Here is a 20,935-nt window from a genome sequence, read left to right on the forward strand (position 1 = left end):
GTTCTTTCGGGCTGCGGTGGCGGCGGTGGAGGCTCAGGCGGTTCGGGAGGCATTTCTTCCGGGGGAGCCGGACTCGGCAAGGTGACCGAGTCCGAGGCGCAGTCCTCCTCACCGGCGCTCCAGGCGCTGAGCGACGAGCCGGCTCCTTCGTTCTCGGCGCAGATCGGCGACAACGCCGGTCCCGATCTGTCGGGTGCTCAGGCCCGGCTCGATGCCCCGGATCCTCGAAATGGCAGCTACGCGGTCTATGCGGCCAACGGGACGCAGCTGGCCCTGTCCATCGACATGAACGCGAAGCGCTACGTGATGACCGACCCGGCAGGGGAATCGGCATCGGGCACTTTTGCCGAGGATTTCACCGAACCCGGCACCTACGTCTTCGACACCACGCGTGTCCCCGCCGCCGTGAACCTGGCGCGCTTTCGCATCACGGCCGATGCCGCGGTCGGCCAGTTCCCGTTTGCGAACGCCTATTCGAACCCCGCAACCTACGCGGTGCAGCCCTTTATCGCGGCGCGGACTTTCGTGACAGCCGGCGCGGCGGTGGACGGCGTCTACAACCGCCTGGGCATCAGCCACAACCGCAGCGGCACCACGGACTCGCAGGTCGTGCCGCTGCGCATCTCCGGCACGGGCACGCTGCTCGAGATGTGTTTCGACAACACGATCTACACGATCGACGCCTGTCCCACCGGGTCGAAGCGCGCCTATTCGCTGGCCGTCGAAGCCGACTCGAAGTGGACCGGCACCAACGTCACCAACCCCGACGACAAGCTCGGGTTCCGTGTGACCCGCATCAACGGGCAGAACGTCTACCTCTCGGCCGGTGCCAGCACGATCGACCCCGACACCCAGGTCTTCCGCCTGGCCGTGCCGGAGTCGTCCAGCTGGCCGGCCATCACGACGCGCGGCGGCTCCACGGTGGGCACCTGGGGAAGAACGACCCTGGACACCACCACCTACCTGCGCGCTGCCTCGTATGCGGACGACAACTACAAGACCCTGAACGTGCCCGTCAGCCCGCTGGCATCGGGGCCCGCAGGCATCCGGGTGGTGACCAACGGCACCGAGAAGTACCACGTCGTGCAGGGCGCCGGACTGGCGATCGTGGCCGGGTTCCGCACCATTGCGAGCACCGTGGGCTACATCGCCGTCGGTCTGGTCGACAGCCGTCCTCCTGGCGACTCGCGCAATGGCCGCTACAAGGTCTTCACCACGAATGGCACGCAGCAGACGTTGAAGCTCAACCTCGACACGAAGCGCTACGAAATGATCGACAACGCGGGTGCGACAGTGGCCGGCGCGATTGCGGACGACAGCGCGGAAGCGGGCACCTATATCTTCGCAACCGGCCGGGTCGCCAACACCCCGTACAACACGGCACGCTTCCGGGTCTCCGGCGATGCCGTGGTCGGTGGGTTCCCGTTCGCGGTGGCACTCTCGAATCCGGTGACCTACGCGGCGCAGCCGTTCATTGCGGCCCGGACCTTCGTGACCCGCGCCGCGGATCTGGACGGCACCTACAGCCAACTGGCCGTGACGCGCAATGCCAGCGGCGCGGATTCCTCCATCACATCGTTCAGGCTCCAGGGCGGCGGCACCGGCATGGTCTTGTGCAACAGCAACCAGATCTTCGCCATCGACGCCTGTCCAGCGCAGTTCCAGATTCCATACACGGTCACTTGGGATGCAGCCAACGCTCGCTGGCAGGCGATCCGCGTTGACAACCCAGACCCGAACCAGGGCCAGATCTTCCATGTCGCCCGCATCGGTGGCCAGAACATCCAGTTGCGCGGTGCATTCGGTGTCAGCCAGGCCAGCACGATCTTCCGCATCGGACTGCCCGAGATGACCTTGTGGCCCTCAGTCACGGCGCATGGCCTCTCCACAGATGGCGCATGGGGTTCTTCTGTACTGAATACCGAAGTAAACCAGCGCACGAGCACCAGCGTGAACGGGACCGTGGGAACGCTGAGCCTCCCCGTGAGCATCCTCGGCGGCCCATCCGGCATGCGCATCGTGAATGGCTCTGGAGTCAACAAGTACTTCGAGGTACGTTCGACCAGCCTCAGCGTGCTGGTCGGCGCGCGTACCAACGTCAACACGCAGGGCTACATCCAGCTCAACCTGGTGGATTGAAAAAGAAGGCTGCGAAAAAGAGACCTAGCTGCCTGTCGACGCGTAGCGGCGCACCCCCAGCCGCCACACGCCGAAGGCAGCCGCCAGGAACACGAAGCCCGTGACCGGCGACACGATGCCGACCCATCCCGGCGCGCCCAGCGGGTCGGCCTTGCCCAGGATCGCCAACGCCGGGTAATAGGCCACGCAGGCCAGCGGCACCACGAAGGTCAGCACCCGGCGGAACCACCGCGCATACAGCGCCAGCGGATACTGCGCCGCCTGCACGCCGCCGTAGGTGAGCACGTTGGCGATCTCCAGGCTCTCGACGGTCCAGAACGACAGCGTGCCCTGCAGCACCAGGATGCCGAGGAACAGCGCGACGCCGCCGGCCAGTGCGAACAGCGCAATCGCCACCGTGGCCGCCGTCCATTCGATGCCTGCCTGCTGCGTGGCGAACACCACGACCGCCAGGCCCTGCAGCAGGCGGCCCGCGCGGCTGATGCGGAAGTCGTTGCCCATCAGCTGCAGCGCCAGGGGGCGCGGGCGCAGCAGCAAGCGGTCGAAGGCGCCGGTGCGCAGGAACTCGGTGCCGAGCACGTCGAAGCCGCGGCCCAATGCGTCGGCCAGCGCGAACATGCAGTTGACCAATCCGTAGAACAGCGCCACCTCGCCGATGCGCCAGCCCTGCACGTCGCCGAAGCGATGGAACAGCGCCCAAACGGCGACCACCTCGATGCCGGTCCCGAGGAACTGGCCGACGGTCAGCATCAGCGCGGAGGCGGGATAGCGCGCCTGCCCGCCGATGGACGCGCGCACGAGGCGAAAGAAAAGAGAAAGCGAGCCCATATCTCGGCTAGCCGCCCTGGATCTGAAGGCTGCGCATCGTGCGGCCCATCGCAAGGCGTCCCGCCGCGACCAGCACGGCGATCCAGAAGCACTGCAGTCCCAGCGCGGCCACCGCATGCCAGCCGCCCAGCTGCCCGAAGTACAGCCGCGCCGGGATGTCCGTCAGCCCGGCCAGCGGCTGGATCAGCAGCACCGTCTGCCAGGCGTCCGGCAACAGTGCGAGCGGCATCAGGTTGCCCGAGAACACGATGACCACCGGCGTCGCCACCGCGGTGATGCCGCGCTCGTTGAGCGCGGCGGTGGCCGCCACGTTGAGCAGCATCACCATCGATGCCGACAGAAGCAGCGCCAGCACCGTGGACAGGAGGAATGCAAGTCCCTCGATCCACCCCGCTGGCAATTGCCAGGCCCATTCGCCCAACCCCACCAACGGCAGCGCGACCGCGGCGAACGCCGCCATCAGCGCCACGCGCGGCAGCACGCGCGCGGCGATCCATCCGGCGCTGCGCGCGAACCACAGCGCATAGGCGTCCACCGGGCGCAGCCGGTCGTAGGCGACCGCGCCGGTGCGCACGGCCTGCGCCACTTCCGGGTCGCTGAGCCAGGGCATCAGCACCAGCAGTCCCTGCGCCAGCCATGTGTAGGTGATGGCATCCGCGAGCGACATCGGCGAACTCGCGCCCGCGATGGCCGTGCCGCCATAGAAAGCGGCGAACACCATCACCTTGATGCCGCCCCACCAGCACTGCGTCGCGAAACCCGCGAGCGCGGCCGTGCGGTACTGCAGCATCTGCAGGAAGCGCGAAGCGAAGGCCGCGACATACGGGCGCGCGAGGGCTCGCAGCTTCATCATCACGCGTCGGCCGCTCCATGCATCGCATAGAAGCGCGCGATCACCGCCTCGATCGCCATGCCTTCGAGGCGAATGTCTTCCACCGCATGCTCGGCCGCGATGCGCGCGATCAAGGCCGGCGCGGTGGTCACCGAGGGATCGAAGTCGAGCACCAGTGTCTGGCCGTCGCGTGCGCGCACCGTGGCGCCGGGCACCTGCACGGGCAGCGCGGCGTCCTGCGCGAAGTCGACGATCAACCGGCGCTCGGCCATTACCTGCGCGCGCAACGCCTCGACCGGGCTGTCGGCCAGCACGCGGCCGTGGCCGATGACGATCACGCGCTGGGCCAGGGCCTCGATGTCGTGCATGTCGTGCGTGGTGAGCAACACCGTCGTGCCGCGCTCGCGGTTGGCGCGACGCACGAAGTCGCGCACCGCGAGCTTGGAGGGCGCATCCAGGCCGATGGTCGGTTCGTCGAGGAAGAGGATGTCGGGCTCGTGCAGCAGCGCCGCCGCGATTTCGGCGCGCATGCGCTGGCCCAGCGAGAGTTGGCGCACCGGCTGGTCGAGCACGCGCTCCAGGTGCAGCAGCGCGACCAGTTCGTCGCGCGTGCGCCGATAGCGCTGCGGGTCGACGCGGTAGATGTCGCGCAGCAGGTCGAAGCCATCGCCCACGGGCAGGTCCCACCACAGCTGCGTGCGCTGGCCGAAGACCACGCCGATGCGCCCCACGTGGCGCTCGCGGTCGGCGAAGGGGTCGCGGCCGTCGATCTCCACGCGCCCGCCGTCGGGCCGCAGGATGCCCGCGAGGATCTTGATGGTGGTCGACTTGCCCGCGCCGTTCGGCCCGATGAAGCCGAGCAGTTCGCCGCGCTGCAATTCGAAGGACACGCCGGACAGCGCCTCGACCGTGCGATGCCGGCGCTGCACCACGCCGCGCAGCGCGCCCATCACGCCCGGGTCGCGCTCGGAAATCCGGTAGGTCTTGAGGAGGTGGTCGACGAGGATGTGGGGCATGGAAGGCGCCGCGCCGGCGGGGAAGACGCGGCGGGGGCGGGATGCTACACGAAAGCGCCGGTACGATCCCGGGCTCTCCAGAGACTCATCCCCATGCCGCCTTCGTCCGCCCTGCCCGCCTCGCCTACCCACCTGCTGCCGCTCGACCGCTGGGCGGTATCGGCCCGCAGCGCGCTCACCGGCGTGTTCACGGACATCGACGACACCCTCACCACCGACGGCGCGATCACTGCCGATGCACTGCAGGCGCTCGGCGACCTGAAAGCGGCCGGCTTCGCCATCGTGGCGATCACGGGTCGGCCGGTGGGCTGGAGCCTGCCCTTCGTCAACACCTGGCCGGTCGATGCGATCGTGGCGGAGAACGGCGCGGTGGCGCTCTTGCCCGCGCCCGATGGGCAGATCGAGAAGCGCTACCAGCAGGACGCGCCCACGCGCGCAACCAACTTCGCGCGCATGCAGGCGGTGCTGGCGCACATCGAGCGCGAGATTCCGGGTGCGCAACGTGCCACCGATTCAGCGGGCCGCGAGACCGACATCGCCATCGACCACAGCGAGTTCGTGCAGTTGAGCGAGGAGACCATCGCGCATGTCGTCGCGCTGATGCGCAGCGAAGGCATGCACGCCACCGTGAGCAGCATCCACATCAATGGCTGGTACGGCGACAACGACAAGCTCGAGGGCGCGCGCTGGATCGTGCGCGAACTGTGGGGCCGCACGCTCGACGATGAGTTCGACCGCTGGGCCTACGTGGGCGATTCCACCAACGACCAGCTGATGTTCCGCACCTTCGCGAGCAGCATCGGCGTGGCGAACGTCGCGCGCTTCGTGCCGCAGCTGGAGCATCTGCCGCGCTACGTGACGGCGGGCGAGCGCGGCGTGGGTTTCGCCGAGGCGGCGCGCGCGATGCTCTCGGCGCGCGGCGCTACTCGCTGACCGACAGGCCTGCGCGCGTTGCTGCGCAGCGCCGCCCATTGCCGCCAGATGCCGAAGGCGGCGATCAGCAGCAGCACGGCCGCGTAGCCTTCCACCGTGTTCAGCAGGCCGAGCGGCTTCACCAGGAAGCCCGCCAGCATCGCCGGCAGGCTGAACGCGAGGTAGCAGACGACGAAGATGGCCGCGAAGAGCTCGCCACGCTCGTGCGAATCGGCGAGCGGTGCCAGCGTCTGCACCAACGCGGAGAACGCACCGCCGAAGCCCAGGCCCGCGATCGCGGTGCCCACGAAGAACAGCGCGAGCGACTTCGTCGCCAGCGACGCCAGCAGCAACACCAGGCCGACCGCGATGCTGGCCGCGCCGAACACCACGGTGCGCGGCGCGGGGAAGCGACCGAGCAAGGTGGGCGCGAGCGCGCCGAAGCCCGAGAGCACCGCGACCGTGAGACCGTTGACCACGCCGTTGTCGATATGGAACACATGCAGCATCAGCGATGGCGCGAGCGACAGGTACAGGCCGCCCAGTGCCCACACCGCGATGAACACCGGCAGGCCGCGCACGAAGTCGGCCCGGGCCCGCGCGGGAATCGACACGCGCGGCACCAGCGAAGCCAGCGCACCGGCGCGCGGCGTGACGGTCTCGGGCATCCACAGCACCACGGCCGCGCCGACCGCGAACACCACGGCCAGCACGCCGAACACCAGCATCACCGGCTGGGCGGTGAACTTGACCGCCATGCCGGTCAGCAACGCGCCCACGGCGAGCCCCGCGAGCGGCGACACGCTGGTGATCATCGCGCCCAGGCGCTTGCGCGATGCCGGTGCCGCCTCGACCACCGCCGCGCTCAGCGCGCCGCTTGCGATGCCCGTGGCCACGCCCTGCACGATGCGCGCGACGATCAGTCCGGCGATGTCCTCCGCCAGCACGAAAAGCCCCATCGCCACCGCCTGCAGCACCAGCGCCGCCAGCACCACCGGGCGGCGGCCGATGTGGTCCGACAGCGAACCCGCCACCAGCAGCGAGATCAGCAACGCGATCGCGTAGATCGCGAACGCCACCGTGAGCATCGATGCCGAGAAGCCCCAGGCGTGCTGGAACACGACGAACAACGGGGTGGGTGCGGCGGCCGCGAAGAAAAAGGCGAAGAGCACCGCGGCCAACAGCGGAAAACCGACCGCCGCCGGCAGGCGCCAGGGCTTGGAATGGGCAGCGACGTCAGCGGTGGCAACGGCGAGTTCAGGGCAGGAGGAAGGCATTGGAGGTCCTTAACGCAACTTTTTTAGCTTTTGAGATTCTAGACTTGTAGATTCACTAAAGCAAATAGCTTTGCGTTAAAGTCCTCGCATGAACGATGTTGCCCTTCCCAACAAGCGTCCCGGTGGCCGCAGCGCCCAGGTGCAGGCGCTGGTGCGCACCGCCCTCGAGCAACTGGTGGCCGAACAAGGGAGCGAACGCGTCACCGTGCCCGCCGTGGCCGAACGTGCCGGAGTCAGCGCCTCCAGCATCTACCGCCGATGGGGGGATTTGTCAGGTCTTCTGGCCGAAACGGCCACGCGCCGGCTAGACCCGAACCGGCCGCTGCCCGACACGGGATCGCTGCGCGAGGACCTGAGGGCGTGGGCGCAGGAACTCATCACGCACTTGGCGCAGCCCTGCAGCAAGTCCCTGTTGAAAGCCGCGGCCGCGCTGGCCACCGGTGACGCGGACACCGACTGCCTGCGCAATCGCCGCAGGGAAGCGCTGACGCTGGTCGAGCAGGCGCAGGCCCGCGGCGAGCATGCGCCCGAGGCGCAGCAGGTGATCGATCACCTGATTGCGCCGATCGTGTTCCGGCTGGTGTTCGGGGCGGAGCCGGTGAAGCCGGAGTTGGCGGAGCGGCTGGTGGGGGAGCTGTTTGCGATTGCGGCGGCGGACCGCTGAACAGCAATCGAGCCCCCGCGCTCAGCCCACCATTTCCGTGGCGAGCGCCTCGGCCTGCCGCAGCACAAGTTCAACCGCCGCATCCTGCTGGTCCGGCGGGTACTTGTATTTCCGCAGGATCCGTTTGACCAGCAACCGCAGCTTCGCGCGAATGCTCTCTCGCTTTTCCCAGTCGACGGTGAGGTTCTGCCGAAGACTCTCCGTCAGCTCGTGAGCGATTTTCTTCAGCGTTTCGTCAGTCAAGTCGCGCACGGCGGATTCGTTGTCGATCAGCGCGGAGTAGAAGCGAACCTCGTCTTCGGTCAACCCCAGCTTCTCCCCCTGCTGCGCCGCCTCGCGAAACTTCCTGGCCATATCGACCAGTTCTTCCATCACCTGTGCGGTTTCGATGGAGCGATTCTGGTAGCGCTTGATGACGTTGCCCAGCAGCTCTGAAAACTTGCGATCCAGCACCACGTTGCCGGCGAACCGGCTCTTGATCTCGCCCTCCAGCAAGCGCTCCAGCAATTCGACCGCCAGGTTGCGCTCCGGCAGGCTGCGAACCTGCGCCAGAAAGGCCTCGTCCAGCAGTCCGATGTTCGGCTTTTCGAGGCCGACCGCATCGAAGATGTCGACCACGCTTTCGGACACTACCGCCGAACCGATGATCTGGCGGATGGCCAGCTCGCGCTGCTCGTCGGTGCGCTTCTTCGCCGTGAGCTCCTTCTTCGTCAGGATCACCTTCACGCCTTGCAGGAAAGCCACCTCTTCGCGCACCGCCTTGGCCTCGTCGAGCGTGCAGCACAGCGTGAACGCCTTGCTCATCGCGAGGGCGGTATCGGCAAAGCGCTTCTTGCCATCCTTGATGCCGAGCACATGATTCGCCGCGCCGGCGAGCACTTTGTGCCCACCGGTCAGGAAACCGCTGTAGTCAAAGCCGTGCAGCATGCCGCGCAGCACGTCGATCTTTTCGGCCAGCAGGCTGTAGGCCTCGTGCGCATCCACCGTGGGCCGGCCCCGGCCGTTGCTTGCGGTGTATTCCTTCATCGCGGCCTTCAGCTCATTGCCGATGCCGATGTAGTCGACCACCAGCCCACCCTGCTTGTTGCTGAACACACGATTCACGCGCGCAATGGCCTGCATCAGGTTGTGGCCCTTCATGGGCTTGTCGACATAAAGCGTGTGCACGCAAGGCGCATCGAAGCCGGTCAGCCACATGTCGCGCACGATCACCAGGCGCAGCGGATCGGCCGGGTCCTTGAAGCGCTTCTCGAGCCGCTTCTTCACTTGCGGGCTGTAGATGTGCGGCCGCAGCAGCGCTTTGTCGCTGGCTGATCCGGTCATCACGATCTTGATGGCGCCCTTCTCGGGGTCGGCGTCGTGCCAATCGGGACGCAGCTTCACGATTTCGTCGTACAGGTGCACGCAGATGTCGCGGCTCATGGCCACCACCATCGCCTTGCCGTTCTGTGCCTTGTTCCGCTCTTCGAAGTGGGCCACCAGATCCGCTGCAACGCTCGCCACGCGGGGCTCGGCACCCACCACTTTCTCGAGCGCGGTCCATTTGCTCTTGAGGCGGGATTGGTCGCTTTCCTCTTCGTCTTCCGCCAGCTCGTCGACCTCGTCGTCGAGCAGTGCCAGCTCAGACTCCTTCAACCGCAGTTTGGCGAGCCGCGACTCGTAGTAGATCGCCACGGTCGCGCCGTCTTCGCGGGCCTGTTGCATGTCGTAGACATGGATGTAGTCGCCGAACACGGCGCGCGTATCGCGGTCTTCACCGCTCACCGGTGTGCCGGTGAAAGCGACGAACGTGGCATTGGGCAATGCATCGCGCAGGTGCTGCGCATAGCCGACCTGATAGCGCTCCACCGTGCCGGCGCCATAGGCGGGCGGCGTGAAGGCCACGTGATGTGGCGTCGGCACACCGTCGCCTGTTGCAATGGCCTTGATTTCAGGCGGCGCGGCCGTCGCCTTTCGCACCTTGAGCTTGGCCTCGAACCCGTACTGCGTGCGATGCGCCTCATCGGCAATCACCACGATGTTGTGGCGGTCCGAGAGCACCGGAAAGCTGTCTTCGTCCTCGCCCGGCATGAACTTCTGAATGGTCGCGAACACGATGCCGCCCGAAGGACGATTCGCCAGCAACGCGCGCAACTGCTGCCGCGTCGTGGCTTGCACTGGCTGCTCGCGCAAGAGATCCTGCGCCAGGCTGAACACACCGAAGAGCTGCCCGTCCAGGTCGTTCCGGTCGGTGATGACAACGATGGTTGGGTTCTCCATCGCCGGCTCCTGCATCACGCGCGCGGCGAAGCAGGTCATGGTGATGCTCTTGCCGCTGCCCTGCGTGTGCCACACCACGCCGCCCTTGCCCTGAATGCCCTTTGCAGCACCGGGCCGCGAAGCTGCCACCACTTGGCCGATGGCCGCGCGCACCGCGTGAAACTGGTGGTAGCCCGCGATCTTCTTGATCAGATCTCCGTCGTCCTCGAACAGCACGAAGTAGCGCAGGTAGTCCAGTAGATAAACCGGCGCCAGCACGCCGCGCACCAGGGTCTGCAGTTCGTTGAATTCGCCCAGCGGATCAAGCGTGATGCCGTCAATGGTGCGCCACGCCATGAAGCGCTCGCCATTGCTGGAGAGCGAGCCGAGCAGCGCCTCGGTGCCGTCGGAGATGACCAGCAACTCGTTGTACTGGAAGACGTCCGGAATCTGCTCCTTGTATGTCTGAACCTGGTCGTAGGCCTTCCATACATCGGCGTTCTGGTCGGCCGGGTTCTTGATTTCAAGCAGCACCAGCGGCAGCCCGTTGATGAACAGCACGATGTCGGGCCGCCGCGTGTGATGCGGCCCGCGAATCGAGAACTGGTTGACCGCCAGCCATTCATTGCGCTCGATGCGCGCCCAGTCGATCAGCTGCACGAAGTCGCCACGCGTTTCGCCGTCTTTCTGGTACTGCACCGGCACGCCCGCCACCAGCAGCTTGTGAAACTGGCGGTTGGCGGACAGCAACACCGGCGTGCCCAGCTCCAGCACCTGCTTGAGCGCATCGTCCCGCGCGGCTGCTGGTACGCCGGGGTTGAGCCGGTCGATCGCTTCGCGCAACCGGGCCGCAAGCACCACCTGCCGATAGTTGGTTCGCTCCGGAGCGGCGCTGTCGGGCGCCATATCAGGGCCGTAGCAATGCGTGTAGCCCACCTCGACCAGCCAGCCGAGCGTTTCCTGTTCCAGCTGATCTTCAGTCATGTTTTCAACCCGTCAGAAGCGCGATGTACGGCTGGTAGCTGAAGCTGCGGTTCGTCTTCTGGCCGGTCAGCTCCGTCACGATGCCAAGGTCTTCGAGCGTCTTTACGGCCGCAGTGGCCGTCGGGAAGGTCGTATCGAGCTTCTGGCGCACCCGCTCGATGGTGAAGCGCGGCATCAGGGGCAAGAGTTCGAACAGGCGATAGCTCGCCGGCCCGACCTTGGGGGCTTCGAGCAAACGGCGGCGGTCCGCGGCCACCAAGGTTGCGATGGCAATGATCCCGCGCTCGGCATCGGTGGCCGCCGAGGCCACGCCTTCCAGAAAGAAGCTCACCCAGCCCTCCCAGTCTCCGTCCGTGCGCACGCTCGACAAGCGGCGGTAGTACTCCGCCTGATGCTGTTTCAGGTAGCCGCTGAGATACATCAGCGGCTCGGACAACAGGGCCCAATGCTCGATCAACGCGGCGATCAACAGACGACCGATGCGGCCATTGCCGTCCAGGAATGGGTGGATGGTTTCGAACTGCGCATGCACCAGCGCAATCTTCACCAGCGGCGGCAGCGCGGGCGATGGCTCGCTGTGAATGAAGCGCTCCATGTCGGCCAGCAGCCCGGCCACGTGGTCTGCCGGCGGTGGCACGAACACCGCATTGCCCGGTCGCGTGCCGCCGATCCAGTTCTGCGAGCGGCGCAGGGCGCCCGGCTGCTTGCCGGCTCCGCGCGCACCATCGAGGAGCAGTGCATGGGCATCGCACAGCAGGCGAATGCTGATGGGCAGACCGGCGGGGTCGCGCAGGTTGTCTTGCACCAGCCGGAAGGCGCGCAGGTAGTTGGTGACCTCTTCCACGTCGTCCGTGTTTCGAACGGCGAAGCCGGCCTCTTCGTCGAACAGGTCCGTGAGCGTGGCTTGCGTGCCCTCGATCTGGGACGTGAGGAGCGCCTCCTTGCGAATGGCGCTGTACAGCAGCCAGTCCACCGAAGGCACCAGGCCCGACACGCCCGACAGCCGGGCCAGTGCCAGCTCGGCGACGCGGTTGAGTTCGGCGAACGACTCTGGCGCCAGCACCGGATCACGGGGCGGCAGCGGATACGGAACGAAGGCCTGAACGGCTTCGCCTGAAGTGCTGGAGGTGACGTAGGAGCCCGAACTGCGCATTGGATGAAAGCGTTCTTGAATGGCTGGCCGGGGTATTAAAGCAGTCTTTAATGAATCGGTCAGCTATTAAAACGCCCGACAGGCTGAAGATGCCGAGTGCCAGGACAGACGGCCCTACCCAAGCACGGCCGACTCCACGGCTTTCTGGCGCTTCAGCTCATCGAGTGTCTTGCCGGCGGGATCTTTCCATACGCGCCAACCGTTGGAGCTGCGGCCGAGCACGACGTCCGAAGCGCCGCTGGGCGAACCGAACAACACGTCGCGCTGAAACACGTAGGCGCCGTTGTCCAACACAAGATCACCGGCATCGATCAAACGCTGCCGATGCCTGCCTGGAGACAAGGGGACCAAGCTCGGCACGATGTCCACCCGGCCGCGAGCACCCGCCAACACCACCATGCCCTCTTCGGTGTATTGGCCTGTCGCGTCGGCACCCGGCCCCTTGCAACGAAACAGAACCTGTGGCCTTGGATTCGTTTGCATCACAGCTGGCACGCCAGCGCCTTGCGGTGCCTCCCGACGAACAGCAAGCGGCTCGAAGATCGGCTGGCCCAAGGTCGAGACCAGCGTACGAATGGTGTCGAAGAACTCCTGGCAGTCCGCATCCAGGGAAGCTGGCGTGTGCGGTTTGGACCCGGCATTTCCGTTCTCCACCGAATATCGTTGAGCTGCGTTGGCTTGCTGAATGCTGCGCCACTCAAGGTACATCGCATGCGTCGGTGTGAAGCTGTGCGTCAGAGATACCGCAACGAGCGCGCGGTTCCAGAATTTGCGCTTCGGGTCCAGGTCGTGTTCATTGAGTCGCTTGCCCACCGTGCCGGTCTGCCCTGCGTACACGGACAGTTGATCTTTCTCTTCGTCGTCGCCGATCAGGTAGTAAACGCCGACCTGCCGCGATTCGGGCATGAGGAGGAATTCGGAAAGAAGTGGTCGTGGCACTTCGATCATCTGCACGATGCTCGTCGTCAGGGCTGCGACGCGGATGCCTCGCGGGTCGCCAGCGGGCAGAAATATCTGGATGGTGCGAGGGCGTTGGCTCATGGGGTGCAAATGCGAGAGCAGACAAGGGTTGCGTCTTCGAGTTCAGACAGCGACGACTTCAGTCGAAGCGCGCCGAACTTCTGGCAGACGTAGCTGTCCAGATATCAGGCGTGGAAGCAAAGTGTCCCGGAGAGCCACAAGGGTTTGAGCCTGCTGGGTTTGTATCGATACCCTCTGCTTCAATGGCAGGACGGCTGCATCAAAGCGAGCCAGCACTTCAGGGGAAGGTACGAGGATCGGCAGGTCTCCCAGCTTGCTTCTACTGAGTTCAGTCTGGCCTGTCGAACCTTCTCCCATCGCTTCAATTTCTGGCTGCATTTGCTTCAACAGCTGTCCGAGATATGACCAAGTCAGTAGTGGCCCAGCTCGAATAACCGTGACATGTGAATCTGCAATGCAGCGTTCAGGGACGTGCAGCAATTGCGCAACTCGTCCAAGGGTACCGACACCGGTCGAATTCACAAGCACGTCCCCGACGATCAGTTCTCGTCCATCGATCTTCCTCTGTGCAGGGTCGTGGCGCCGACCTTTGGTGAAGTCAACCGCAAAGTCACGGACGCATTTCTGATTCAGCACCAGTACGCCACCCTCGTCGACATATTTTGGCGACAGTCCTCGATTGAGGTAGCTACACATCACTTCAAACTTTTCAACATACCAGCCATGCGGTACTTCTCTAGCCTGTCGCTCTTCCAATCCATCCGGAAACAACGCAGCCGTTGCCTCATCCATGCCTTGGGGGATACGGCCTTCCATCTTGGCGCGCACGGGATCGAAATCGACAAACCACGACTTGAACAGCGCCTGGGCGATGGCTTCGAGCGTGGTGATGGTCTCGCGCAGGAGGTTGATGCGGTCGTCAAGTGCCCCAATGGCAGTTGCAACGGCGTTCTGGACACTGATCGATGGCAAAACGATAGGCAACTTTCGCTGCGCCGTAATGCCTATATAGGCCCGTGTCGAGCCAGCCCCCGCCCACGCTGCAAAAGTCTGTTGGAACGGCGCAGAGTCAAAGTAGTATTTAAGGTACCTGTTATCGAGTTTTGTCGGATCCAGAACTCGGTAGTAGGTCACTTGCGGCGTCAGCACCAGATATTTGTGCACAGTCGACTCAACGATGGCCGTTCGTCCTAGTGTGGCCTTGTGCGACAACAAGACATCACCTTCTTTGGCAAACCCTTTGCGCAATGAAGATGCCTGCGCCTCTGAAATGAACGCGCAAGCGCGTGAGTCCACGCGACCATTTTTCATGTCAGACGCCATGATGAACGGGACGCCGACTTTCACAAAGTCAGCCGCCTTGGGGTGTATCTCACCGTGGTTTCCGTCCATCGGGGGGGCGACAACACCGGCCTTTATGAGTTCTTCCACCGTGAAGGTGCGCACCTCAGAACTCATATCCCAGACCCCCCAGCTTCTTCCGGATCAACAAATCCAACTCCGCCCCCCTCGCCATTTGCTCGCCCAGCTTCTCCGTGAGCGTCTGCATCTTCAGCGCAAACGCCTCATCGTCATCTTCGACTTTCTCGGCACCGACGAAGCGGCCCGGTGTGAGCACATGATCGTGCTGCGCAATTTCCTCCAGCCTCACGCTGCGGCAGAAGCCAGCGACGTCTTCGTAGGCAGGCAGCGGAGGGTCACCGCGCCACGCAGCAACGGTACTCGCAATGCGGTCGATCACCTCATCGGCCAATTCGCACTGCACGCGGCTGATCATGGTGGCGAGCTTGCGCGCATCAATGAACAGCACTTCCCCCTTGCGCGCCGCAGCCTTCCTCTTCGTCAAGAACCACAGACACGCCGGAATCTGCGTATTGAAGAAAAGCTGCCCAGGCAACGCCACCATCACTTCAACCACATCCGCCTCGACCATCGCAGCACGAATCTGCCCTTCGTTGTTCTGGCTGCTGCTCATGCTCCCATTGGCCAACACGATGCCGGCACGGCCGGTGTCCGGCTTCAGGTGATGCAGCATGTGCTGCAGCCAGGCGTAGTTGGCATTGCCTTGTGGCGGATCGCCATACACCCAGCGCGCATCCCCTTCCAGGCTGCCGTGCCACCAGTCGCTGATGTTGAACGGCGGATTGGCCAGCACGAAATCGGCACGCAAGTCCTTGTGCTGATCGCGCACAAAGCTGTCGGCAGGCTCCTTGCCCAGATCGAAATCGAGCCCGCGAATGGCGAGGTTCATCGCCGCCAAACGCCATGTGGTCGGATTGGCCTCCTGCCCGTAGATCGAAACGTCGCCGCGCTTGCCGCCATGCGCCTCGATGAATTCCTCGCTCTGCACGAACATGCCACCCGACCCGCAGCACGGGTCGTACACCTTGCCGTGATGCGGTGCGAGCACAGCCACCAGCGTCTTGACGATGCTGCGCGGCGTATAGAACTGCCCACCCCGCTTGCCTTCGGCATTGGCAAACATGCCGAGGAAATACTCGTACACCTGCCCCAGCACATCGCGGGCCACGGCGGCGTCTTGCCCGAAGCCGATGGTCGACACCAGGTCGATCAGTTCGCCCAGCTTGCCGTCCGGCAGTTGGGCCCGGGCATAGCGCTTGTCGAGAATGTTCTTGAGGGTGGGGTTTTCCGCCTCGATGAGCGTGAGCGCGTCGTCGATGCGCTTGCCGATGTTCGCCTGCTTGGCGGCGGCACGAATGCTCTCCCAGCGGGCCGCTTCGGGCACCCAGAAGACATTGGCGGCGCGGTAGTAGTCGCGGTCTTCCAACTCGGTGGCCACGTCGTCGGGCGTGGCGTCGGGCAGGTGGTACTCATCGGCCGGATCGGCAAAGCGCTTGACCAACTCGGCATTGCGGGCCGCGAACGTGTCGGAGATGTATTTGACGAAGATGAGGCCGAGCACAAGGTGCTTGTACTCGGCGGCGTCCATGTTGGCGCGCAGCTTGTCGGCTGTGGCCCAAAGGGTTTTCTTGAAGGATTCGATCATCTGGCTGGACTGTCAGGCTCGCCGGGGGCGCCGCGCGCCCTTCCGGGAAGGCCGAAGCGTAGCGCAAGAGGACCGGCCGCCTCCCCGCCCCGCCTCACTTCTCCTTCGCCAACCCCAGCTTCTCAATCACCACCTTCTCCTTCACCACCGTGTCCTGCGCGAACTTGGTGTACTGCGCCGAGCTCATGTAGTCCGGCAGCATGTCGTAGCGGCCGAGCGCGGCCACATAGCTCGGCTCTTCCATCGCCTGCTTGAACGCGTCGTGCAGCTTCTTCACCACCTCGGGCGACGTGCCCTTGGGCGCGCCGATGCCGAAGGGCGAGTTCTGCACCACGTCGTAGCCCAGTTCCTTGAGCGTCGGCGCATCGGGGAACTTGGCCAGGCGCTTCTCGCCCCAGGTGTTGAGCACGCGCAGCTTGCCGGCCTCGACCTGCGGCGCGAAGCCGGTGCTGTCGGCCGCGGCCATCAGCTGGCCGCTGACCACCGCGAGCATCAGGTCGGCGCTGCCCTTGTAGGGCACGTGCTGCAGCTCGATGCCGGCCTTCTGCGCAATGATTTCGGTGGTCAGGTGCGGGCTCGTCAGGTTGCCGGTGGAGCCGTAGGTGAGCTTGCCGGGGTTGGCCTTGGCGTAGGCGACGAAGTCGGCCCAGGTCTTGAACGGGCTGTTGGCCGGCACCACGATGCCGAAGGCGTAGCCGGTGACGTTCAGGACGTAGGTGATGTCCTTGAGCGGGTCCCAGTTGATCTTGGTGGTGTAGCCAAGGCGGAACACGCCGAGCGGAATCTGCGCGACCGTGTAGCCGTCGGGCTGCGCGGTCTGCAGGGCCTGCGCGGGCAGCGTGCCGCCGGCGCCGGGCTTGTTGTCGACGATGACGGGCTGGCCAATGATCTTGCTCGCGTTGTCGGCGAGCTGGCGCATCGTGATGTCGGTCGGGCCGCCCGCGGGGAAGGCGATGACCAGCTTGATCGGCTTGGCGGGGAAAGCCTGGGCAAGCGCCGCCAGCGGGGAAGCGAGGCCGCACGCGGCAAGCGTGGCGGCACAGAGAAGGGAACGGCGGGACATGGCGGAGGCTCCTGAAAACTTGAAGACCGCGCATTGGGCCCTGCCCCGCCCGATGCGGCAATCGGGGCTCACCCGACTGCTGTCGCCGACGTTCCTCAGCCGGCCGCCTGGCCGAAACCTTCGAGCACGTTCACCGTGTTGACGCCCACTTCGGCCACCGCGTAACCGCCTTCGAACACGAACACCGTGGGTAACCCTGCGCGCGCGAGGTCTTCTCCCATGCGCAGGTAGTCGTCGCTCTTGAGCTTGAAGCCGGAGATCGGGTCGCCTTCGAAAGTGTCGACGCCGAGCGAGACCACGAGAGCGCCGGCCTTCACCTTCGCGATGCCGTCGAGCGCCGTCTTGAGCGCTGCGCGCCACGCCGTGAAGTCGGTGCCGCGCGGCAGCGGCAGGTTGTGGTTGAAGCCTTCGCCTTTGCCGGCGCCGCGCTCGTCGGCATGGCCGAGGTAGTACGGGTAGTCGGTGAACGGATCGCCGTGCAGGCTGGCAAAGTGCACGTCGCTGCGCTCGTAGAAGATGGCCTGCGTGCCGTTGCCGTGGTGGTAGTCCACATCGAGCACCGCCACGCGCTCGACGCCCGCATCGCGCAGCGCCTGCGCGGCCACGGCGGCGTTGTTGACGAAGCAGTAGCCGCCGAAGAAATCGACGCCCGCATGGTGGCCCGGAGGCCGCGTCAGCGCGAAGGCCGCGCGCTCGCCGCCGAGCACGCGCTGCGTCGCGGTCCAGGCGCACGCCGCACCCTGTCGCGCCGCGGCCCAGCTGCCGGCCGTGAGCGGCGTGCCCGCATCGAACGAGAACAGACCCATGCGCGCCGGAAAGCTCTGTGGCAGCACATCGGTGCGCATGCCGCGCGTGGGCCAGTACGACGGGAGGGCGTCACGCGACGCATTGGTTGGGTCGAGCGCCACCCATTCGTCCCACGCACCGGCGATGAAGTCCAGGTAGCGCGGCGCGTGCACCTTCGCGAGCAGCGCATCGTCGAGCGCATCGGGCGCCTGCAGCGGGCCAAGGCCCCGGCGCTCCAGCTCATGCTTCACATGGTCGACGCGGGCCGGCACCTCGAAGCAAGGCACCAGCTCGCCACGGAACATTTCGACTTTGCCTTGATGCAGTGCGTGCTGGTCGTTGTAGATGGTGAGCATGAAGAAAAACAGGGTCGGCGTTGCAGATGCCGCCGATCATGCCGCACGCCGCAGCACCGCCCGGCGCCTGCCGGACGCGGTGAGCCCGAACAGGTCCTTCGGGTCGTCGAGCTCGGGCACCAGCGCGATCTTCTGGCCGATGCCGCGCTCGATGGCGAGCTGGTGGATGTAGCGCAGCGCGGTGTAGTCCTCCAGCGCGAAGCCGACCGAGTCGAACACCGTGACCTGCTCGGCGGTCTCGCGCCCGGGCACTTCGCCGAGCAGCACCTTCCACAGTTCGTACACCGGGAAGTCGGCCGCCAGTTGCTGGATCTCGCCTTCGACGCGGGTCTGTGCCTCGTACTCGACGAACACGCGCGCGCGGCGCAGCACGTCGGGGTGCAGCTCGGTCTTGCCGGGCGAATCGCCGCCGACCGCGTTGATGTGCATGCCGGGCTCGATCATCTCGGGCGTGAGCACGGTCGCGCGGCCCTGGTAGGCGGTGACGGTGGTGACGATGTCCGCGCCGCGCACCGCCTCGGCCACGGAGCGGGCGCGCACGATTTCCAGCGGCGTGCAGGCCGAGAGGTGCCGCACCAGCTTGTCGGTGGCGTGCGGGTCGGTGTCGAACACGCGCACTTCCTCGATGCCCAGCAGCGCGTGGAAGGCCAGCGCCTGGAACTCGCTCTGCGAGCCGTTGCCGATCAATGCGAGGCTGCGCGAGTCGGGCCGCGCCAGGGCCTGCGCCGCCATCGCCGAGGTAGCGGCGGTGCGCAGCGCGGTGGTGAGGGTGAGTTCGGACAGCAGCACCGGATAGCCGGTGTCGACCTCGGCCAGCACACCGAAGGCCATGACCGTCGGCAGCCCGACCGAGGTGTTGTGCGGATGCCCGTTGACGTACTTGAAGGCGTAGGCGCCGTCGTCGGCCACCGGCATCAACTCGATCACGCCGAGGTGCGAATGGCTCGCGACGCGCGCCTTCTTGTCGAACTCGCGCCAACGCAAAAAATCGTCGCGCAGCGCGTCGGCCAGCGCCTCGAGGAATTGCGGCACTCCTGTTTCATCCACCAGGCGAACCAGGCTGTGAACATCGATGAAGCGGGTCATGACATGGCTCCTTGCGTAGCCCGGCACGGCGCTTCATCCCCTCGCATGTTGACTCCACCATGGCTGATTCAGGATGCGCCTGCGCCAAGGGTTCGATCATTCTGCGCCTGCTCGCAACTTCTTGCGAGCCCCCTTCAGTCGTACCTGCGCTCTTCCTCGATGCTGCGCTCCAGAAAACGCCAGAGCCGCTCGTCTTCGCTGAAGGCCACGTTGAAGCGCAGCCAGCCGGTGGGGCGCGGATTGACCAGGAACAGCTGGCCCGGGCCGAGCATGATGCCCTCCGTTGCGGCGCGCTTCGAGAGCTCGGCACTGTCGGCAATGTCCGGGTGCCGGGCCCACAGGTACATGCCGGCCGCGGCTTCGTGGAAGAGCTCGAAGCCCAGCCCGTTCAGCCGCCTTGCGACGCCGCCTTGCGCCTGCGCAAGGCGGTCGCGCAGGGCCTTCAGATGCTTGCGCCAGCGACCGTCGGTCACGGTGCTGAAGGCCAGGCGCTCGGTGATGTCGGACGAGGTGAGGCCCGAGACCATCTTGAGCTGCGCCAGGTCTTCGAGCAGCTCGGGCTGCGCAACCACAAAACCGACGCGGATGTTCGGCGAGATGGTCTTGGAGTAGCTGCTGACGTAGACCACGCGGCGCAGTTGTCCCAGGCTTGCGAGCGAGGGCCGCATCGACGCATCCATCTCGGCATAGATGTCGTTCTCGACCAGCGTGAAATCGTGCAGTTGCGCCAGCTGGAGCAACTGCACCAGTTGCGGCAGCGAGGCCATCGAGCAGGTAGGGCTCTGCAGCCGGGGCTGGGTGAAGAAGGCCTTGGGCCGGTGCGATGCGAGCAGCGCCTCGAGCGCCGGCATGTCGTAGCCCGAAGGAATGCGCGGCACGCCGATGATCTCCACGCCCAGGAAGCGCAGCATGAACATCAGGTTCGGATAGCCCGGGTCGTCCACCAGCACCGAATCGCCCGGCTTGAGCAGGCGGCGCGCGACCAGGTCCAGCGCCTGGCTCGATCCCTGGGTCAGCAGGACCTGGCCGGCTTCGACCACGATCTGCTGCTCCGACAGCGCCTCGGCCGTCGCCATGCGCAGCGCCATGTGGCCGAAGGGCAGGCCGTAGCCGCCGATGTCGGCGCCTTCGGAGGCCAGGTGGCGCAGGCTCCGGCGCATGCCGTCCTCGAACAGCCAGTCGTGCGGCAGCCAGCCGCAGCCGGGCTTGAGCGGGAGGTTGCGGTTCTCGAAGATCTGCTGCAGGTACCAGCGGGCATCGAAGCGGGGGTCCGGCCGCGGTGCGCTGGCCGCGCCTGCGCTGCTGTCTTCGCTGCGCCGCTTGACGAAGAAACCCGCGTTGGCGCGCGAGACCAGCAGGCCCTGGGCCACCAGCCGGTCGTAGGCCTCGACCACCGTGAAAACACTGACGCCGTGCGCTGCGGCAAAGGCGCGGATCGACGGCAACTTGCTGTCGGCCTTGAGCTTCTGGGCGCCGATCAGACCGCGCAGCCCTTCCACGATCTGGCTCACCAGCGGCGTCGGCTGTTCGGGGCGAAGAATGAGCATCGGGGGGCGTCTGCGGCCGTCCGGCCTGCACCATATTGAGGAAAGTGTGTACAGGATACAAGACCA

The 20,935-nt window shown here is 65.7% G+C and carries 16 protein-coding genes; 3 read left to right on the forward strand and 13 right to left on the reverse strand.

Annotated elements, in window-relative coordinates; translation table 11 throughout:
* Positions 1-81 precede the first annotated feature (81 nt).
* Positions 82-2,139: a hypothetical protein gene (locus tag NU688_RS31680; RefSeq protein ID WP_257864850.1), complete on the forward strand. Its 2,058-nt coding sequence runs from the start codon at positions 82-84 to the stop codon at positions 2,137-2,139.
* Between the two features lie 24 nt (positions 2,140-2,163).
* Here NU688_RS31680 and NU688_RS31685 read toward each other — a convergent pair whose 3' ends face one another.
* Genes NU688_RS31685 through NU688_RS31695 form a run of 3 tightly spaced genes read right to left on the reverse strand, consistent with a single transcriptional unit; the run spans position 2,164 to position 4,815 of the window.
* Entirely contained in the window at positions 2,164-2,967 is an 804-nt protein-coding gene (locus tag NU688_RS31685; RefSeq protein WP_257864851.1) for an ABC transporter permease, read from the reverse strand.
* A 7-nt stretch (positions 2,968-2,974) separates the two neighbouring features.
* On the reverse strand, positions 2,975-3,817 hold the full coding sequence (locus NU688_RS31690; protein ID WP_257864978.1) for an ABC transporter permease: 843 nt from the start codon (positions 3,815-3,817) through the stop codon (positions 2,975-2,977).
* Positions 3,818-3,819: 2 nt separating this feature from the next.
* Positions 3,820-4,815, reverse strand: coding sequence for an ATP-binding cassette domain-containing protein (locus NU688_RS31695; protein WP_257864853.1), 996 nt, complete (start codon positions 4,813-4,815; stop codon positions 3,820-3,822).
* 93 nt (positions 4,816-4,908) lie between these two features.
* On the opposite strand from NU688_RS31695, the gene NU688_RS31700 reads away from it, so the two are divergent.
* A complete protein-coding gene (locus NU688_RS31700) occupies positions 4,909-5,748 on the forward strand; it encodes an HAD-IIB family hydrolase (protein WP_257864855.1) in 840 nt (279 codons plus the stop codon).
* Here the strand turns inward: NU688_RS31700 and NU688_RS31705 are convergent.
* Entirely contained in the window at positions 5,667-7,004 is a 1,338-nt protein-coding gene (locus tag NU688_RS31705) for an MFS transporter (RefSeq protein WP_257864856.1), read from the reverse strand. The two genes, NU688_RS31700 and NU688_RS31705, sit on opposite strands and share 82 nt — an antisense overlap.
* A gap of 88 nt (positions 7,005-7,092) precedes the next feature.
* Here NU688_RS31705 and NU688_RS31710 point away from each other — a divergent pair, with 88 nt between their 5' ends.
* Positions 7,093-7,668 carry a TetR/AcrR family transcriptional regulator gene (locus tag NU688_RS31710; RefSeq protein ID WP_257864858.1) on the forward strand — a complete coding sequence of 192 codons (576 nt, stop codon included), beginning with the start codon at positions 7,093-7,095 and terminating at the stop codon, positions 7,666-7,668.
* Between the two features lie 21 nt (positions 7,669-7,689).
* On the opposite strand, the gene NU688_RS31715 is transcribed toward NU688_RS31710, so the two are convergent.
* From NU688_RS31715 to NU688_RS31755, 9 genes are all read right to left on the reverse strand, one after another.
* Positions 7,690-10,890, reverse strand: coding sequence for a type I restriction endonuclease subunit R (locus NU688_RS31715; protein ID WP_257864859.1), 3,201 nt, complete (start codon positions 10,888-10,890; stop codon positions 7,690-7,692).
* A gap of 4 nt (positions 10,891-10,894) precedes the next feature.
* Positions 10,895-12,043 (reverse strand): Fic family protein, encoded by a 1,149-nt coding sequence (locus NU688_RS31720; protein ID WP_257864860.1) that lies wholly within the window; start codon positions 12,041-12,043, stop codon positions 10,895-10,897.
* A 114-nt stretch (positions 12,044-12,157) separates the two neighbouring features.
* On the reverse strand, positions 12,158-13,084 hold the full coding sequence (locus NU688_RS31725; RefSeq protein WP_257864861.1) for a GIY-YIG nuclease family protein: 927 nt from the start codon (positions 13,082-13,084) through the stop codon (positions 12,158-12,160).
* 42 nt (positions 13,085-13,126) lie between these two features.
* Positions 13,127-14,470: a restriction endonuclease subunit S gene (locus NU688_RS31730; protein WP_257864862.1), complete on the reverse strand. Its 1,344-nt coding sequence runs from the start codon at positions 14,468-14,470 to the stop codon at positions 13,127-13,129.
* 1 nt (position 14,471) lies between these two features.
* Positions 14,472-16,031, reverse strand: a complete 1,560-nt coding sequence (locus NU688_RS31735; RefSeq protein ID WP_257864864.1) for a class I SAM-dependent DNA methyltransferase — start codon at positions 16,029-16,031, stop codon at positions 14,472-14,474.
* 94 nt (positions 16,032-16,125) lie between these two features.
* Positions 16,126-17,094 (reverse strand): tripartite tricarboxylate transporter substrate binding protein, encoded by a 969-nt coding sequence (locus tag NU688_RS31740; RefSeq protein ID WP_257864866.1) that lies wholly within the window; start codon positions 17,092-17,094, stop codon positions 16,126-16,128.
* Between the two features lie 95 nt (positions 17,095-17,189).
* A complete protein-coding gene (locus NU688_RS31745; RefSeq protein ID WP_257864867.1) occupies positions 17,190-18,236 on the reverse strand; it encodes a histone deacetylase family protein in 1,047 nt (348 codons plus the stop codon).
* 36 nt (positions 18,237-18,272) lie between these two features.
* Positions 18,273-19,322, reverse strand: a complete 1,050-nt coding sequence (locus NU688_RS31750; protein ID WP_257864868.1) for an ornithine cyclodeaminase — start codon at positions 19,320-19,322, stop codon at positions 18,273-18,275.
* 134 nt (positions 19,323-19,456) lie between these two features.
* Positions 19,457-20,869 (reverse strand): PLP-dependent aminotransferase family protein, encoded by a 1,413-nt coding sequence (locus NU688_RS31755; protein ID WP_257864869.1) that lies wholly within the window; start codon positions 20,867-20,869, stop codon positions 19,457-19,459.
* Positions 20,870-20,935 lie beyond the last annotated feature (66 nt).

The organism is Variovorax sp. ZS18.2.2 (assembly GCF_024701975.1).
In the GTDB taxonomy this organism is placed as follows: Bacteria; Pseudomonadota; Gammaproteobacteria; order Burkholderiales; family Burkholderiaceae_C; genus Variovorax.

Coding starts and splice junctions, on each gene's coding strand:
- NU688_RS31685 (WP_257864851.1), bottom strand. CDS start 2,967: ATGGGCTCGCTTTCTCTTTTCTTTCGCCTCGTGCGCGCGTCCATCGGC.
- NU688_RS31690 (WP_257864978.1), bottom strand. CDS start 3,817: ATGAAGCTGCGAGCCCTCGCGCGCCCGTATGTCGCGGCCTTCGCTTCG.
- NU688_RS31695 (WP_257864853.1), bottom strand. CDS start 4,815: ATGCCCCACATCCTCGTCGACCACCTCCTCAAGACCTACCGGATTTCC.
- NU688_RS31700 (WP_257864855.1), top strand. CDS start 4,909: ATGCCGCCTTCGTCCGCCCTGCCCGCCTCGCCTACCCACCTGCTGCCG.
- NU688_RS31705 (WP_257864856.1), bottom strand. CDS start 7,004: ATGCCTTCCTCCTGCCCTGAACTCGCCGTTGCCACCGCTGACGTCGCT.
- NU688_RS31710 (WP_257864858.1), top strand. CDS start 7,093: ATGAACGATGTTGCCCTTCCCAACAAGCGTCCCGGTGGCCGCAGCGCC.
- NU688_RS31715 (WP_257864859.1), bottom strand. CDS start 10,890: ATGACTGAAGATCAGCTGGAACAGGAAACGCTCGGCTGGCTGGTCGAG.
- NU688_RS31720 (WP_257864860.1), bottom strand. CDS start 12,043: ATGCGCAGTTCGGGCTCCTACGTCACCTCCAGCACTTCAGGCGAAGCC.
- NU688_RS31725 (WP_257864861.1), bottom strand. CDS start 13,084: ATGAGCCAACGCCCTCGCACCATCCAGATATTTCTGCCCGCTGGCGAC.
- NU688_RS31735 (WP_257864864.1), bottom strand. CDS start 16,031: ATGATCGAATCCTTCAAGAAAACCCTTTGGGCCACAGCCGACAAGCTG.
- NU688_RS31740 (WP_257864866.1), bottom strand. CDS start 17,094: ATGTCCCGCCGTTCCCTTCTCTGTGCCGCCACGCTTGCCGCGTGCGGC.
- NU688_RS31745 (WP_257864867.1), bottom strand. CDS start 18,236: ATGCTCACCATCTACAACGACCAGCACGCACTGCATCAAGGCAAAGTC.
- NU688_RS31750 (WP_257864868.1), bottom strand. CDS start 19,322: ATGACCCGCTTCATCGATGTTCACAGCCTGGTTCGCCTGGTGGATGAA.
- NU688_RS31755 (WP_257864869.1), bottom strand. CDS start 20,869: ATGCTCATTCTTCGCCCCGAACAGCCGACGCCGCTGGTGAGCCAGATC.